Source organism: Gordonia sp. IEGM753 (assembly GCF_050321825.1).
In the GTDB taxonomy this organism is placed as follows: domain Bacteria; phylum Pseudomonadota; class Gammaproteobacteria; order Pseudomonadales; family Pseudomonadaceae; genus Aquipseudomonas.
In genome coordinates this window covers 1,904,226-1,919,318 of record NZ_JBNQGB010000001.1, presented here as the reverse complement: position 1 = coordinate 1,919,318, position 15,093 = coordinate 1,904,226, and the positions used below count along the sequence as shown (strand labels likewise).

At 56.6% G+C, this 15,093-nt stretch carries 10 protein-coding genes; 2 read left to right on the top strand and 8 right to left on the bottom strand.

The features are described 5' to 3' along the window. Positions 1–9: 9 nt before the first annotated feature. Together ACQR3R_RS08610 and ACQR3R_RS08605 are read left to right on the top strand one after the other, a co-directional pair. Positions 10–2,178 carry a molybdopterin cofactor-binding domain-containing protein gene (locus ACQR3R_RS08610; protein ID WP_428271593.1) on the top strand — a complete coding sequence of 723 codons (2,169 nt, stop codon included), beginning with the start codon at positions 10–12 and terminating at the stop codon, positions 2,176–2,178. Between the two features lies 1 nt (position 2,179). Then, positions 2,180–2,752, top strand: a complete 573-nt coding sequence (locus ACQR3R_RS08605; RefSeq protein WP_428271592.1) for a hypothetical protein — start codon at positions 2,180–2,182, stop codon at positions 2,750–2,752. Here the strand turns inward: ACQR3R_RS08605 and ACQR3R_RS08600 are convergent. The 8 genes from ACQR3R_RS08600 to ACQR3R_RS08565 all read right to left on the bottom strand — a co-directional run bounded on the left by ACQR3R_RS08600 (position 2,745) and on the right by ACQR3R_RS08565 (position 14,982). Further along, entirely contained in the window at positions 2,745–3,170 is a 426-nt protein-coding gene (locus tag ACQR3R_RS08600; RefSeq protein ID WP_428271591.1) for a VOC family protein, read from the bottom strand. The two genes, ACQR3R_RS08605 and ACQR3R_RS08600, sit on opposite strands and share 8 nt — an antisense overlap. Positions 3,171–3,206: 36 nt before the next feature. After that, positions 3,207–6,626, bottom strand: coding sequence for a hypothetical protein (locus ACQR3R_RS08595; RefSeq protein WP_428271590.1), 3,420 nt, complete (start codon positions 6,624–6,626; stop codon positions 3,207–3,209). 158 nt (positions 6,627–6,784) lie between these two features. Beyond that, the gene (gene fabI / locus ACQR3R_RS08590) at positions 6,785–7,579 is read right to left on the bottom strand and encodes an enoyl-ACP reductase FabI (RefSeq protein WP_008152082.1); all 795 of its coding nucleotides are present in this window, start codon (positions 7,577–7,579) and stop codon (positions 6,785–6,787) included. Positions 7,580–7,600: 21 nt separating this feature from the next. Continuing rightward, positions 7,601–9,211, bottom strand: a complete 1,611-nt coding sequence (locus tag ACQR3R_RS08585) for a dipeptide ABC transporter ATP-binding protein (RefSeq protein WP_428271589.1) — start codon at positions 9,209–9,211, stop codon at positions 7,601–7,603. Position 9,212: 1 nt separating this feature from the next. After that, complete coding sequence (locus ACQR3R_RS08580; protein ID WP_428271588.1) at positions 9,213–10,232, bottom strand: microcin C ABC transporter permease; 1,020 nt, start codon at positions 10,230–10,232, stop codon at positions 9,213–9,215. 1 nt (position 10,233) lies between these two features. After that, a complete protein-coding gene (locus ACQR3R_RS08575) occupies positions 10,234–11,307 on the bottom strand; it encodes a microcin C ABC transporter permease YejB (RefSeq protein ID WP_428271587.1) in 1,074 nt (357 codons plus the stop codon). 4 nt (positions 11,308–11,311) lie between these two features. Continuing rightward, the gene (locus ACQR3R_RS08570; RefSeq protein ID WP_428271586.1) at positions 11,312–13,153 is read right to left on the bottom strand and encodes an ABC transporter substrate-binding protein; all 1,842 of its coding nucleotides are present in this window, start codon (positions 13,151–13,153) and stop codon (positions 11,312–11,314) included. After that, on the bottom strand, positions 13,150–14,982 hold the full coding sequence (locus tag ACQR3R_RS08565; protein WP_428271585.1) for an ABC transporter substrate-binding protein: 1,833 nt from the start codon (positions 14,980–14,982) through the stop codon (positions 13,150–13,152). Before ACQR3R_RS08565 ends, ACQR3R_RS08570 begins: the two co-directional genes overlap by 4 nt. Positions 14,983–15,093 lie beyond the last annotated feature (111 nt).

The window sequence follows — 15,093 nt, the reverse complement described above, 5'->3', positions numbered from 1 at the left end:
GGTTAAGGCATGAACAGCATCACCTCGTTATCACGGCGTGGCTTTCTTAAAAACAGTGCGTTGCTGGGCGGCGGTCTGGTGGTGGCTTTTGTCATCCCCGGTGCTCATCGGTTCGCTTTCAGTGCCGAGAATCAGGGCCAGGTTTTCGCCCCCAATGCGTTCTTGCGCATCGGCAGCGACAACAGTGTGACGGTACTGCTTGGGCATTCGGAAATGGGGCAGGGCATCTGGACCGGCCTGACCATGTTGATCGCCGAGGAGCTGGATGCCGATTGGTCGAAAATTCGCGTTGAACATTCCCCAGCGTCAGCGGCCGACTATGGCATGGCCGGTTTTGGCGGAATGCAAATTACCGGTGGATCGACTTCCACCTGGATGGAATTCGATCGTTATCGCCAGGCTGGCGCTGCGGCACGCTTGATGCTCATCAGCGCTGCGGCCCAGCGCTTCAACATTGCACCGTCCGACATTCGTACCGAAGCGGGTGTGGTGATTGCCGGTGACCACCGCGCTACTTACGGCGAACTGGCCGATGACGCCGGTAAGCTTGCAGTGCCCGAACCCGCCTCGATCAAGCTCAAAGATGCCAAAGACTGGACCGTCATCGGCAAACCCACTCCACGTCTGGACACCCCGGAGAAAATCACCGGCCGGGCAACGTTTGGTATTGATGTGCAATTCGATGGCTTGATGACGGCCATGGTGGCCCGTCCTCCGGTGCTGGGCGGCAGTGTCAAATCGTTCGAAGGTGCGGCGGCACTGGCGGTTCCGGGCGTGCGCAAAGTGGTGCAAGTGCCTACCGGGGTCGCCGTCATCGCGGATCATTACTGGGCGGCGAAACTTGGCCGCGATGCGCTTGATGTCGAATGGGATCTTGGCCCGAATACCGGTCTGGACAGCCTTCAACTGCTGAACGAATTTCGCAGGCTTGCCGCTACGCCGGGGATTTCTGCCGGTAAGGCCGGCGATGTCGATGGCGCTTTGAACACGTCGACAAAGACCATTGACGTCGAATACAGCGTGCCTTACCTGGCACACGCGCCGATGGAACCTCTTAATTGCACGGTGAAAATCACTGAAGATAAATGCGAAATCTGGACCGGTACGCAATTTCAGACGCTGGATCAAATGATCGTCGGCAAAATCACCGGGCTAAAACCTGAGCAGGTCTACATTCATACCGAATTTCTAGGCGGAGGATTTGGCCGGCGCGCCAATCCCACTTCCGACTTCGTCAGCGAGGCGGTGCAGGTTGCCAAAGCTGCGGGTATGCCGGTGAAAACCGTCTGGTCGCGGGAGGATGATATTCGTGGCGGGTATTATCGCTCGGCGTTTTTGCACCAGGCTCGAATAGGGCTGGATGCGCACGGCATGCCTGTGGCGTGGAAACACGTATTGGTGGGGCAATCGATTGCGGCCGGAACGTTGATGGAAGCCACCATGGTCAAGGACGGCGTGGACAAGACGTCGGTCGAGGGCGTGGTCGACAGCCCATATGTCGAAGGTCTGGCGAATCACCAGGTGGATTTGCACTCTCCGCAAACCGGTATCACCGTGTTGTGGTTGCGCTCGGTGGGGCATAGCCATACTGGTTTTGTCATGGAGTCCTTGATCGATGAACTGGCAGAAGCCGCCGGCAAAGACCCGGTGGAATACCGACGAATGTTGCTCAAGGACCATCCACGGCATTTAGGCGTGCTCAACCTGGCCGTCGAAAAGGCCGACTGGCACGCGCCATTGGCGGATGGGCATGCATTGGGTGTCGCGGTGCATGAGTCGTTTGGCAGTTATGTGGCGCACGTCGCCGAGGTATCCCAGGACAATCTGGCGATTCGTGTGCACCGTGTGGTCTGTGCGGTGGATTGCGGCATTGCGGTCAATCCGAAGAGCATCGAGGCACAAATGGAGTCCTGTATCACGTTTGGCTTGGGCTTCGCGCTGCACAGCAAACTCACGTTCAAGGATGGCAAGGTCGTCCAATCCAATTACCACGATTATCAGGTACTGCGGCTTAACGAAATGCCGGTGGTGGAAGTGCATATCCTGCCAAGCACCGATAAACCGGGCGGCATCGGTGAAGCCGGCGTGCCACCCGTGGCGCCGGCGGTTGCCAACGCGTTGTTCGCCCTCACCGGGCAACGCCTGCGCGAACTGCCACTGCAATTGTCGGGGGTGTGAGATGAAACGACATCTGTTTCTTGGCGCCGTGGTGTTGGTGGGCCTCGGCGGCTACGCCTCAGACCTGTTTGCCGAGGATCAACAAGCGCTGAAAGCCTTTGAGACCGTGCAGAAGGTGTTCCAGAGCCCGCGATGCCAGAATTGCCATATCCCCGGTGATTCACCTTTGCAATTTGATGCCGGTATTCCCCACGCTATGAACGTGGTGCGAGGCATGGACGGCAAGGGGGCGGCGGGTTTGCCTTGCGCAACGTGTCATGCCGACACCAATCCGCCGGACAGTTATGGACCGCACGCGCCGCCCGGAGCACCGCACTGGAGCTTGCCGCCCGCTGCACACAAAATGGCCTGGATAGGTCTGCCAGCCGACAAGTTGTGTGCGCTCATCAAGGATCGATCCAGTAACGGTGACCGTGATTTCGCGGCGTTGATCAAGCATGTCAGCGACGACAAGCTAGTGCTGTGGGGCTGGAACCCTGGGGGAAATCGGGCACCCGTTCCGGTGCCACACGATATTTTCGTCACTCAATTCAAACTGTGGGCGGATGCAGGAGGTCCTTGCCCGGTCATTTAGCAAATAACTGTCCTATGTCCTTGAAGGCTTTGAACTCCAGGGCGTTACCGCAAGGGTCGAACAGAAACATCGTTGCCTGTTCGCCTACCAGGCCTTGGAAGCGTATCCCGGGCTCGATCACGAAGCGCGTATTCAGTGAAGTCAGACGTTCAGCTAACGCTTCCCATTGCGCCATGCCCAGCACCACACCGAAGTGCGGCACCGGAACGTTGTGACCATCGACCGCATTGGTGTGAGCGGCTTCCTGTGAGGCGTTTTTCGGCGCCAGGTGAATCACCAGTTGATGGCCGAAGAAATTGAAGTCCACCCAGTGCTCGCTCGAGCGACCCTCCTCAAGTCCGAACACTTCGCCATAAAAACTACGTGCGGCGGCCAGGTCGTATACCGGGATGGCTAAATGAAAAGGGGAAAGCGGCATGAGGTGTACTCGCAGGTCAGGGCATTGGCTTTTAGTTTAGCGCTGCGACATTTGATTGAAGGACGATATTTTTGCATCGAGCGGACTCAATGACACAAAAAACGCCAACCATTGCTCATGATTGCCATCAATAACCTCTTCGTCGAACGAGGTGCTCGCAAGTCGCAGCGCGGTTGCTTCATATTCGTCAAACAGTTGCTTTACTGCGGTAATGGCAATAGCACCGGCAGTGTCTGAGGTGAAGGTGGCGGGTACAGCCTCCAAATCCGTTGCTACCAATGGTCCACCTTCGATCACGAGACGCTTGAGGGTGCCTCGACAAGTGTTCGCCGGGTTCGGAACTGTTCCGTGCAAATACGCTTGCTCGTCAAAGGGGAGTACACCCGCAGAAGCGCCCGTAGAGGACGCTGTCAGCATTGAATAGTGAATATCCCGGCGCAGCACGACGTTCATCCCTCTGACGAATACTTCATAGACTCTGGAAAAACTGCCTTGGGAAGACATGATGATTGCAAAGCGTCCCGCCGAAGGGGGTGTGGCGTCGTTTGTTTCGGGGTGCAACGTGAATAATTCAATCTGACCTGATTCCAGATCCACTCGTTGCTGCAGTGGCAGCTTGCAAAGTGATTCCTTGATCATTGCGATGTAGGCAACTTTTATTGCCCTGAGCCTGCGACCCAGTAAAACGAGGAACTGCTTGGATATCGGTGCCAGATGTGAAAGTGATGGTCCTGCCTGGGTGAACGAGCGTTGTACCTCTTCGACAGGCGTGCTCCAGCTATTCGCATAGTTTGCCAGCCGATTTTCCACATGTAGCTCGACCAGCGAATACTTGCGTTGTAAAACAGAATGGGTAACCGAACTCAGCTCCAGCACTTTGTCTTCCAGGTGCGGACTGTCGGGAAGCACGTTACGCAATGCGTCGAGTGCCACAGTGTAGGGCGTCGGAAAAGATACATTGAACGCCTCTAGTAGCTGTGAGGACATCTGCCGGTTGTGGGCGACGTATGCGGTATTTGCGCTTGATAATGTAGCGTTGCTATACGGCCGGGGCTCGTTTGCGATAACGCCCCTGGCGATGCCCCAGTCGACTGAGCAAGAGGCGCTAGTCTCTCGTGCGTACGACGTGAGAACGGCCGGCGTGCCAGGCAGTTCAATCAGTGTTTTCAGTTCGCTGTAGTCCATCATGCGTGCTAAGCCGGGCGCACTCGATTCGATGTAAAAGACCATCTGCTTGAATTGAACCCAGTCGCTCGAACTCATGTAAGCCAGTGAATCAGGGATATCACGCACCATAAATTCGGGCGCGATACCCGATAACAATATATGCGTTGCGAGTGTCTTGTTTTTTACCGATTGAAATCCGAACAGATGGTCAATCGAGCGACGAACTTCCCTGTACGACTCACCCCAAAAAAAATGGTCGGTCAGCGGATGGTCGACAACACTTTCAGGGCGCTTTCCGGCAGTGGGGTCCAGGCTGAGAATTATCGCTGTCGCAACCAACCGTTCCCGATTGGCTGCCACCAGCTCCATGTCCTTCCAACCCATGGGGGCCAGTTGCTGCAGTAACCGTGTGCCGAGTTCGCATGCGCGCGGCGAGATCAAAACCTGGCTCATCAACACATCAGCTTTTACCCGCAGGGTTGCATGGTCGAGGTCGGGCATCAGTCCTTCGCTTAGATAGTCGATCAAGGTTAGCGAGTCCTGAGGCAGGAATGCGGCAGTGGTGCTGATAATTGCTTGTCGATTGTCGTCAGTGATTTTTTGCGAGCCTTCTCCATGGCGACCTAACAGATACCAGTGATCCTGAAAACTTGGCTGTAACCGTTGGAAGGGTTTCAACCACTGCGCTGTCAAATAAGCATCACCGGCGGTGATGGGCAGCGGGATGACGTAAAAGAGCAGAAGTTGCCTGAGTGTCACTGCGCCGCTCGTGCGGATGATTCCATCCGCCGCCTGCGCGAGGTGCACAAGACGATCCCTCTGAGCTTTCAGAGCGCTGTCGTTTTCGATCTGCCTGGTCAGGTCGACCGAAGTGCTTTCCAGGTCATCTGCGTTGACTCTGCCGTTAGCGGACAACCAAAGGCTGCTTCGAGCCGACAATCCGTTCCTCTCCAGCAGGTCTTGAAAGGCAGGAATCGACCGGAATGCCAATAGTTCGTGAGTTTCTTTCTCGATGCGCTCAGCAAGGGATGAGCTTTGGAGTGGGTGACTCAATTCCGACAAGACAATCGGATCAGCGTCATCCATGGGAATACTGATGGCTTCAAGTCGCCGGATGATGTGACGCAATTCCTCAGAGTCGGCAAAATCACGCAGGTAACCGCGTAAGGTGTTTCTACTCTGGATGTACTCGCTCACGTAAGGCAGTGGTGCCCAAGTATGATGAAGTAGCTGTGTCGCCAGAGCCTCGGCCTCTGGCAAGGTTGCGGGCAATTGTAATCCGTAGCGTTCTACAAGTTGGTCAAGGCTGAAGTATTGAGTGCTGTAGACAGCCGTTCCAAGTCTCTCGGCTATTTGTGTCAGTTGCGCCAACTCGACTTGCGCCAAGCTGTCGGCAAATACTGAGTAAGGTTTTTCAGTGTTCGAACCATCAGTATGAATAAAAAAGAACGTTTGCAGCTGAAAAGAATAGCTGCAGGTCGACACAGGAGCCGTCAAGTCTGCCAAGGCGATGAATTGCTCATTTCGAATCAGCTTGCCAAGCGCGTCGGCACCGAGCGCCATATTTTTTGCCAAATATGACCCGGAGCAGAGTTGCAAGCGGGTAAGACCTAACCGTGCGCGGTTGTAAGTTTGTTTTTGTTGTTTGCAGGTATTGATGAACAGGGTGATCGCGGTGGATATATCACCATAGTCCTGAATTTGAGCGCTGCGCTCATCGACGATGGCTGAAGTAGTTCGTGCGTTATCTCCGATGCTGGCGAGCCCTGTTGTTTTCAGCTCATCAACAATAATGCGGGCTTGCATAGGGTTTTCCGGCTCCGGATAACCGTAAAATGACAGCACAATTTGACGGGGAAAAATATCACCCTGATCCGTCGATTTTACATCTGCATACCGCAGTCCAATTCCCGCTGGATCAATGTTGCGCGCTATCGCCAGAATCGGTGGCGCTACCTTCCACCAGCCAGAATTGTCTTGCAGCGTAAACACGCGAACTTCCCTCTCGCCAGCCGTAGAAGTGGACACGTGCAGGGTATCGCCCTTGATAAGCAAACTCTCTAACTCAAAATCGTATGGATTGATCCACTCAAGAAAGTTCGAGTGATCGAGTGCGATACTGAAAAGCTCCATCCATGCGGACAGCAGACTGCTATCGGGAATTGTCAGGGTGCGCGGCGGTCCTGCTTCAGGGCCGATAACGGGAACAACGGACAATTCCTCGATCATGGCTTGAACCGTTGCCTGAATAGGCGTCATCGCGGGCGCACTGTGTGATGTTTCTTCCATGCCAATTCTCCATTAAGGCCGCGAAAAACGGCTGGAGCCTATTGTTCAATGAAGCCTGGAGGTACAAGTGGTACCTATGTAGTGCACCCGCTCTTGAGATGTGTGCAGGCATAAAAAAACCCGCCTGAAGAGGCGGGTTCTTTTGTTACAGCTGAAGATTACTCTTCGAGGCTGCCCATGGCGGTGGTGTTGAAGCCGCCGTCCACGTACATGATTTCGCCGCTGATGCCAGACGCCAGGTCCGAGCACAGGAACGCGCCGGCGTTGCCGACTTCATCGATGGTGACGTTGCGACGCAGCGGGGTTTGCGCTTCGTTGGCGGCCAGCATCTTGCGGAAGTTCTTGATGCCGGAAGCGGCGAGGGTACGGATCGGGCCGGCCGATACGCAGTTGACGCGGGTGCCGTCCGGGCCCAGGGAGCCTGCCAGGTAACGTACGCCAGCTTCCAGGGAAGCCTTGGCCATGCCCATGACGTTGTAGTTAGGCATGGTGCGCTCGGCGCCCAGGTACGACAGGGTCAGCAGGCTGCCATTGCGGCCTTTCATCATTTCGCGGCCGGCCTTGGCCAGGGCCACGAAGCTGTAGGCGCTGATGTCGTGAGCGATACGGAAACCTTCGCGCGTGGTGGCTTCGGTGAAGTCGCCGTCCAGTTGGTCGCCCGGAGCGAAGCCTACCGAGTGCACGATGCAATCCAGGCCATCCCACTTCTTGCCCAGTTCAACGAAGACCTTGGCGATTTCTTCATCGCTGGCCACGTCGCACGGGAAACACAGGTCCGGGTTCGAACCCCAGCTCTGTGCGAACTCTTCGACACGACCCTTGAGTTTGTCGTTCTGATAAGTGAAGGCAAGCTCAGCGCCCTCGCGATGCATGGCGGCAGCGATGCCGGATGCGATGGACAGCTTGCTGGCGACACCGACGATCAGTACGCGCTTACCGGCGAGAAAACCCATGTGTTGCTCCTCTCTTTCAGGTTATTGCGCAGTGGCCGGTGCCAAAAAAGCGGCTTCCAGCAACTGCTGTGTATACGGATGTTGGGGGGCGGCAAAGATACTTTGCGCGTCTCCCTGTTCGACCACTTGGCCATGCTTGACCACCATCAACTGGTGGCTCAGCGCTTTGACGACAGCCAGGTCATGGCTGATAAACAAATACGTCAGGTTGTACTTGGTTTGCAGTGACCGCAGCAGCTCCACCACTTGGCGTTGCACTGTCCGGTCGAGGGCCGAAGTCGGCTCGTCCAGCAGAATCAGCGCCGGTTTTAACACTAAAGCCCGGGCAATGGCGATTCTCTGCCGCTGCCCGCCGGAAAATTCGTGTGGGTAGCGGTTCCGGGTTTCCGGGTCCAGGCCTACCTCCTTGAGTGCCGCAATAATCGCTTGTTCCTGTTCCGCGTCGGTGCCCATCTTGTGAATCCGCAGGCCTTCGCCGACGATCTGGCCGACACACATTCGCGGGCTCAGGCTGCCGAATGGGTCCTGAAACACCACCTGCATCTCGCGACGCAGCGGCCGTACCTGTTGTTGCGTCAGGCAGTCTAGCTGTTTGCCTTCAAAACGGATCGCTCCTTTGCTGGCAATCAGCCGCAAAATCGCCAAACCGAGTGTCGATTTGCCGGAACCGCTTTCGCCGACAATCCCCAACGTCTGACCCTGAGGCAGGCTGAAATTGATGCCGTCGACCGCTTTGATGTGGTCGACAGTCTTTTTCAGCAGGCCTTTCTTGATCGGAAACCAGACTTTAAGGTCTTCGACCTGCAGCAAGGGCGGCCCAATAACATTGGTCGCCGGCTTGCCGCTGGGCTCCGCTGCCAGCAGTTCCCGAGTGTACGGATGCTGCGGCGCACGAAACAACTCCTCACAAGATGCCTGTTCGACGATGCAACCTCGCTGCATGACACATACGCGATGCGCAATTCTTCGAACAAGATTCAAATCGTGACTGATCAGCAGCAACGCCATGCCCAGGCGCGCCTGTAATTCCTTGAGTAATTCGAGGATTTTAAGCTGAACAGTGACGTCCAGTGCCGTCGTCGGCTCATCGGCGATCAACAGTTCCGGCTCGTTGGCCAGTGCCATCGCAATCATGACTCGTTGACGCTGGCCGCCAGACAACTCATGGGGCAATGCTTTCAGGCGTTTGTGTGGTTCAGGTATGCCGACCATCTCCAGCAATTCCAGGGTGCGTTTGGTCGCCACTTTGCCGATCAGGCCTTTGTGGATGCTTAACACTTCGTTGATCTGCTTCTCAATCGAGTGCAGCGGATTAAGCGAAGTCATCGGCTCCTGGAAAATCATCGCAATCCGGTTGCCGCGGATGTGGCGAATAGTTTTCTCTTTCAGGCTCAGCAGGTCTTGCCCGGAATACTCGATGGTGCCTGACGGATGCCGGGCCAGCGGGTAGGGCAGCAGGCGCAGGATCGAGTGGGCGGTCACCGATTTGCCGGAGCCGCTTTCGCCGACAAGGGCCAGCGTCTCACCGCGTTTGATGTCGAAGCTGACGCCTTCAACCACGCGCTGACAGCGTTCGCCGACGACAAATTCGACGGCGAGGTCGCGCACTTCAATCAGATTGTCCTGATTCATTTTACTTCCTCGGGTCGAAGGCATCGCGAGCAGACTCGCCGATGAACACCAGCAAACTCAGCATCAACGCCAATACCGCAAACGCGCTCATGCCCAGCCAAGGCGCTTGAAGGTTGGATTTGCCCTGGGCCACCAGCTCACCCAGCGAAGGGCTGCCGGCCGGCAAGCCGAAGCCCAGGAAGTCGAGTGCGGTCAGGGTGCCGATGGCGCCGGTGAGGATGAACGGCATGAAGGTCATGGTTGAGACCATCGCGTTGGGCAGGATATGGCGGAACATGATTGCACCGTTTTGCATGCCTAGCGCTCGCGCCGCACGTACGTATTCCAGGTTACGCCCGCGCAGGAACTCGGCGCGCACCACGTCCACCAGGCTCATCCATGAAAACAGCAACATGATCCCCAGCAACCACCAGAAATTGGGCTGGACGAAACTGGCGAGGATGATCAGCAGGTACAACACCGGCAATCCGGACCATATCTCGAGAAATCGCTGACCGGCGAGGTCGACCCAGCCGCCGTAAAACCCCTGAAGGGCACCGGCAATCACGCCGATGATCGAGCTCAGGACTGTCAGTGTCAGGGCAAACAGCACGGAGATGCGAAAGCCGTAAATGACCCGGGCCAACACGTCGCGCCCCTGGTCATCGGTCCCCAGAAGGTTGTCGGCAGAGGGGGGGGCGGGCGCCGGCACTTTCAAGTCGTAATTGATGCTTTGGTAGCTGTAAGGGATAGGCGCCCACAGCACCCAGGCGTCTTTGGTTTTGAGCAGCTCGCGGATGTAAGGACTTTTGTAGTTGGCTTCCAGCGGGAATTCACCGCCGAACGTGGTCTCCGGGTAGCGTTTGAGCGCCGGGAAATACCAGCCATCGTCGTAATGCACCACCAGCGGTTTATCGTTGGCAATCAATTCGGCACCGAGGCTGAGGCCGAACAGCAGCAAGAACAGCCACAGCGACCACCAGCCACGTTTGTTGGCCTTGAACAGTTCGAAACGTCGTCGATTGAGAGGGGATAAGTTCATCTCAATGCTCCCGGCTTTCGAAGTCGATGCGCGGATCGACGAAGGTGTACGTCAGGTCGCCGATGAGCTTCACCACCAATCCGAGCAAGGTAAAGATAAACAGCGTACCGAACACCACCGGGTAATCGCGGTTGATGGCGGCCTCAAAACTCATCAGCCCCAAGCCGTCCAGAGAAAAAATCACTTCGACCAGCAGCGAACCGGTAAAGAAAATACCGATGAAGGCTGAGGGAAAACCAGCGATCACCAGTAACATGGCGTTGCGAAATACGTGGCCGTAAAGCACGCGGTGGTTGGTCAGGCCTTTGGCTTTGGCGGTGACCACATACTGTTTGTTGATTTCATCGAGGAAGCTGTTTTTGGTCAGCAGGGTCATGGTCGCAAAGTTGCCAATCACCAGCGCTGTCACCGGCAATACCAAGTGCCAGAAGTAGTCGAGCACTTTGCCGCCCATGCTCAACTCATCAAAATTGTTGGACGTAAGCCCTCGCAGTGGAAACCAGTCGAAATAACTGCCGCCCGCAAACAGCACGATCAGCAAGATAGCGAACAGGAACGCGGGGATCGCGTAACCAACGATGATCAATGAACTGGTCCAGACATCAAAATGGCTGCCGTGCCGGGTCGCTTTGGCGATCCCCAGCGGGATCGACACCAGGTACATGATCAGCGTGCTCCACAGGCCGAGGGAGATCGACACGGGCATCTTTTCCTTGATCAGGTCGATGACCTTAGCATCGCGGAAGAAACTGTCGCCGAAGTCCAGCGTGGCGTAGTTCTTGACCATGATCCACAAGCGTTCCGGTGCCGATTTGTCGAAGCCGTACATGTGCTCGATTTCTTTGACCAGGGCCGGGTCCAGGCCTTGGGCACCACGATAAGCGGAGCCCGCCACCGAGACTTCGGCACCGCCACCGGCAATTCGGCTGGTGGCGCCTTCGAAGCCTTCGAGTTTGGCGATCATTTGTTCCACTGGACCACCGGGCGCGGCCTGGATGATCACGAAGTTGATCAGCAAAATGCCGAACAAGGTCGGGATGATCAGCAGCAGTCGCCGAAAAATATACGCCAGCATCTGATTACTCCGTGCCCGCAGGGTCGGCTTGCAGTTTGGTTTCGACTTCTATCGCCGGTGTGACGTTTGGCTTGATCCACCAGGTATTGATCCCGATGTCGTACGTCGGTGAGATTTTCGGATGGCCGATGTGGTTCCAATAAGCGACGCGCCAGGTTTTTATGTGCCAGTTGGGGATCACGTAATAACCCCATTGCAGCACGCGGTCCAGCGCCCGAGCGTGTGCTACCAGGCTTTTGCGCGAATCGGCGTTGATCAGTTCCTCCACCAGCTGGTCGACCACCGGGTCCTTAAGGCCCATGGAATTGCGGCTGCCGGGTTTGTCGGCGGCGGCAGACATCCAGAACTCACGCTGCTCGTTGCCCGGCGAGTTGGACTGCGGGAAGCTGCCGACGATCATGTCGAAGTCCCGTGAGCGGACCCGGTTGATGTACTGCGAGACGTCGACGCGACGGATCACCAGGTCCATGCCCAGGTCGGCGAAGTTGCGTTTTAAGGGGAGCAGCACCCGCTCGAATTCGGTTTGTGCCAGCAAAAACTCGATGGTGACGGGTTTCCCGGTGGCATCGACCATTTTGTCGTCGACGATTTTCCAGCCGGCCTCCTGCAGCAATTGATAAGCCTTGCGCTGCTGGGTGCGGATCATGCCGCTGGCGTCGGTGACCGGGTTTTCGAAAGCCTCGCTGAACACTTGAGCAGGCAGCTGGCTGCGAAACGGGTCGAGGATTGCCAGTTGATCGGCATCCGGCAGGCCGGTCGCGGCCATTTCCGAGTTTTCGAAGTAGCTGCGAGTACGCGAATAGGCGCCGTTGAACAACTGCTTGTTGGTCCATTCAAAGTCCAGCAACAACGTCAGCGCCTGGCGCACGCGCAGATCTTGAAACATTGGACGGCGCAGGTTGAACACAAAGCCCTGCATGCCGGTGGGATTGCCGTTGGCGATTTGCTCTTTGATCAACCGGCCTTCGCTTACCGCCGGAGTGTTGTAGGCATTCGCCCAGTTTTTTGCAGATATTTCCAGCCAGTAATCGAACTGCCCGGCCTTCAGGGCTTCCAGCGCTACCGTGTTGTCACGGAAGTAATCGGTGGTCATCACGTCGAAATTGTAAAAACCGACGTTGGCCGGCAAATCCTTACCCCAGTAATCCTTGACCCGCTCATAGCGCACCGACCGCCCGGCCTTGACCTCGCTGACCTTGTAAGGACCGCTGCCCAACGGGATTTCCAGATTGCCCTTGTTGAAGTCGCGGGTGGCCCACCAATGTTTGGGCAACACGGGCAACTGACCCAGAATCAGCGGCAGTTCGCGGTTGTTGCTGTGCTTGAACTTGAACAGCACGGTCAGCGGGTCTTCAGCGATGGCCTCGGACACGTCGCTGTAGTAGCCGCGATAAAGCGGCGCACCTTGTTTGATCAAGGTGTCGAAGCTGAATACCACGTCTTCGGCACGTATCGGATGGCCGTCGTGGAAATACGCTTCGGGCCGCAGGTAGAAACGTACCCAGCTATTGTCCGGGGCTTTTTCGATCTTGCCGGCAATCAGCCCGTACTCGGTAAACGGTTCATCCAGCCCCTGTTTGGCCAACGTGTCGTAGATCATGCTGATGTCGTCAGCCGCCACGCCTTTGCTGATGAACGGGTTGAGGCTGTCGAAGCCACCAAAACCGGCTTGGCGGAAAATTCCGCCCTTGGGTGCATCCGGGTTCACGTAATCGAAATGCTTGAAATTGGCCGGGTATTTCGGCGGCTCGTTGTAAAGCGTCAATGCATGTTGCGGCGCCGCGCAGGCGAGGCCCGCAAACAGCAGGCCGCTGGCCTGCAGTAGCAGGGAATGTAGGGGCTTCATTGATCTTTCTCCGAAGATTTCAACCACCACGCGCTCAGGCCCAGGGTGTAGGGCGGCGTGGTGACAAAGGCGAATCGGTTGCGATAAGCCAGTCGGTGATAATTGAGGTACCAGTTGGGAATGATGTAGTGCTGCCACAACAGCACCCGGTCCAAGGCTTTGCCGGCCGCAACCTGCTCATCGCGGGTCTGGGCGCTCAGCAGTTGTTCCAGCAAGTGATCGACCACCGGATTGGCAATGCCTGCATAGTTTTTGCTGCCCTTGACCCCGGCCTGGCTCGAATGAAAATACTGCCATTGCTCCAGGCCCGGACTGAGTGTCTGGTTGAGCGTCATCAGAATCATGTCGAAATCGAACTGGTCGAGGCGCTGTTTGTACTGGGCTCGATCCACGGTGCGCAGCCGTGCGTCAACGCCGATGCTCGCAAGGTTTTCGACGTAGGGCTGAAGAATGCGTTCCAGATTGGGATTGACCAGCAGGATTTCCAGGCGCAACGGTTGCCCGGCAGCGTTCTGCAAGCGCTGGCCATTGAGCTTCCAGCCCGCCTCGGCGAGCAAACCAAGCGCTTTACGCAGGGTTTCCCGGGGGATTCCACGGCCGTCGGTCTGCGACAAGCTGAAAGGTTCGGTAAAGAGTTTGGCGGGCAGTTGTTCGCGATAGGGCTTGAGCATCAGCCATTCATGGCCCACCGGTAGCCCGGTCGCCTCGAATTCGCTGTTGGGGTAATAACTCATCGCACGTTTGTAGGCGCCGCTGAACAGCGCGCGATTGGTCCACTCAAAATCAAACATTAGCCCCAGCGCTTCACGGACCCTGGTGTCTGCGAAGGTCGCGCGCCGGGTGTTCATGAACAGGCCCTGGGTTTGTGTCGGGATCTTATGCGCGATTTGCGCCTTGATGACATCGCCGCGGGTGACCGCCGGGAAGTTGTAGCCGTTGTCCCAGTTCTTGGCCTGATGCTCGATGTAGATGTCGAACTCCCCAGCCTTGAACGCTTCAAAGGCGACGTCGCTGTCCCGGTAGAACTCGACTTCCATGCGATCGACGTTGTATTTGCCGCTGTTGACGGCCAAATCCTTGCCCCAGTAATCCTTGACGCGCTCGAACACAATCTGACGCCCGGGTGTTACCGAAGTGATGCGGTAGGGGCCGCTGCCCAGTGGCGGTTCGAAGGTGGTGGCCTTGAAGTCGCGACCTTTCCAGTAATGCTGCGGCAACACCGGTAATTCGCCCAGGCGCAGGATCAGCAACGGATTACCGGCACGTTTGAAGACGAAGCGAATGCGATGCGGGTTGAGAATGTCCACGCGCAGCACTTCTTGCAGATTGGTGCGGTACAGCGGATGCCCTTCCTTGAGCAGCAAGCGATAGGAGAATGCGACGTCGTAGGCAGTGATCGGCGTGCCGTCGTGAAAGCGCGCTTCGGGGCGCAGGTTGAACACCACCCAACTGCGGTCTTCGCTGTATTCGACGGTCTGCGCGATCAGGCCATAGCTGGAGGCAGGCTCATCGCCGGAGGGCGCGTACTGGCCGGTGCCGACCATCAACGGCTCATTGAGCTCGTTGATGCCGTATTGCAGGAAATTAGCGGTGGTAACCGGGCTCGTACCCTTGAAAGTGTAAGGATTGAGCGTATCGAAGGTGCCAAACGCCATCACCCGCAATGTGCCGCCCTTGGGCGCTTGCGGGTTGACCCAGTCGAAGTGGGTAAATCTGGCCGGGTACTTGAGCGTGCCGAATTGCGCATAACCATGGCTTTCGATGATCGTTGCACTTGCGGTTGAGCTCAAGGCCAGGCTGATCAGGAACAGGAGGAGGGGACGCTTCAAGTCAGAGATCCGATCCAGGCGGCTTGGGCTTTATGCGCCGTACAGTAACAGCTTGTATGGACAGGAAAAAGACAGGGGCCTGGTGCTGATGCCGATCAATCAAAAGATATC

Coding starts and splice junctions, on each gene's coding strand:
- fabI (WP_008152082.1), bottom strand. CDS start 7,579: ATGGGTTTTCTCGCCGGTAAGCGCGTACTGATCGTCGGTGTCGCCAGC.
- ACQR3R_RS08580 (WP_428271588.1), bottom strand. CDS start 10,232: ATGAACTTATCCCCTCTCAATCGACGACGTTTCGAACTGTTCAAGGCC.
- ACQR3R_RS08575 (WP_428271587.1), bottom strand. CDS start 11,307: ATGCTGGCGTATATTTTTCGGCGACTGCTGCTGATCATCCCGACCTTG.
- ACQR3R_RS08585 (WP_428271589.1), bottom strand. CDS start 9,211: ATGAATCAGGACAATCTGATTGAAGTGCGCGACCTCGCCGTCGAATTT.
- ACQR3R_RS08595 (WP_428271590.1), bottom strand. CDS start 6,626: ATGGAAGAAACATCACACAGTGCGCCCGCGATGACGCCTATTCAGGCA.
- ACQR3R_RS08600 (WP_428271591.1), bottom strand. CDS start 3,170: ATGCCGCTTTCCCCTTTTCATTTAGCCATCCCGGTATACGACCTGGCC.
- ACQR3R_RS08570 (WP_428271586.1), bottom strand. CDS start 13,153: ATGAAGCCCCTACATTCCCTGCTACTGCAGGCCAGCGGCCTGCTGTTT.
- ACQR3R_RS08610 (WP_428271593.1), top strand. CDS start 10: ATGAACAGCATCACCTCGTTATCACGGCGTGGCTTTCTTAAAAACAGT.
- ACQR3R_RS08605 (WP_428271592.1), top strand. CDS start 2,180: ATGAAACGACATCTGTTTCTTGGCGCCGTGGTGTTGGTGGGCCTCGGC.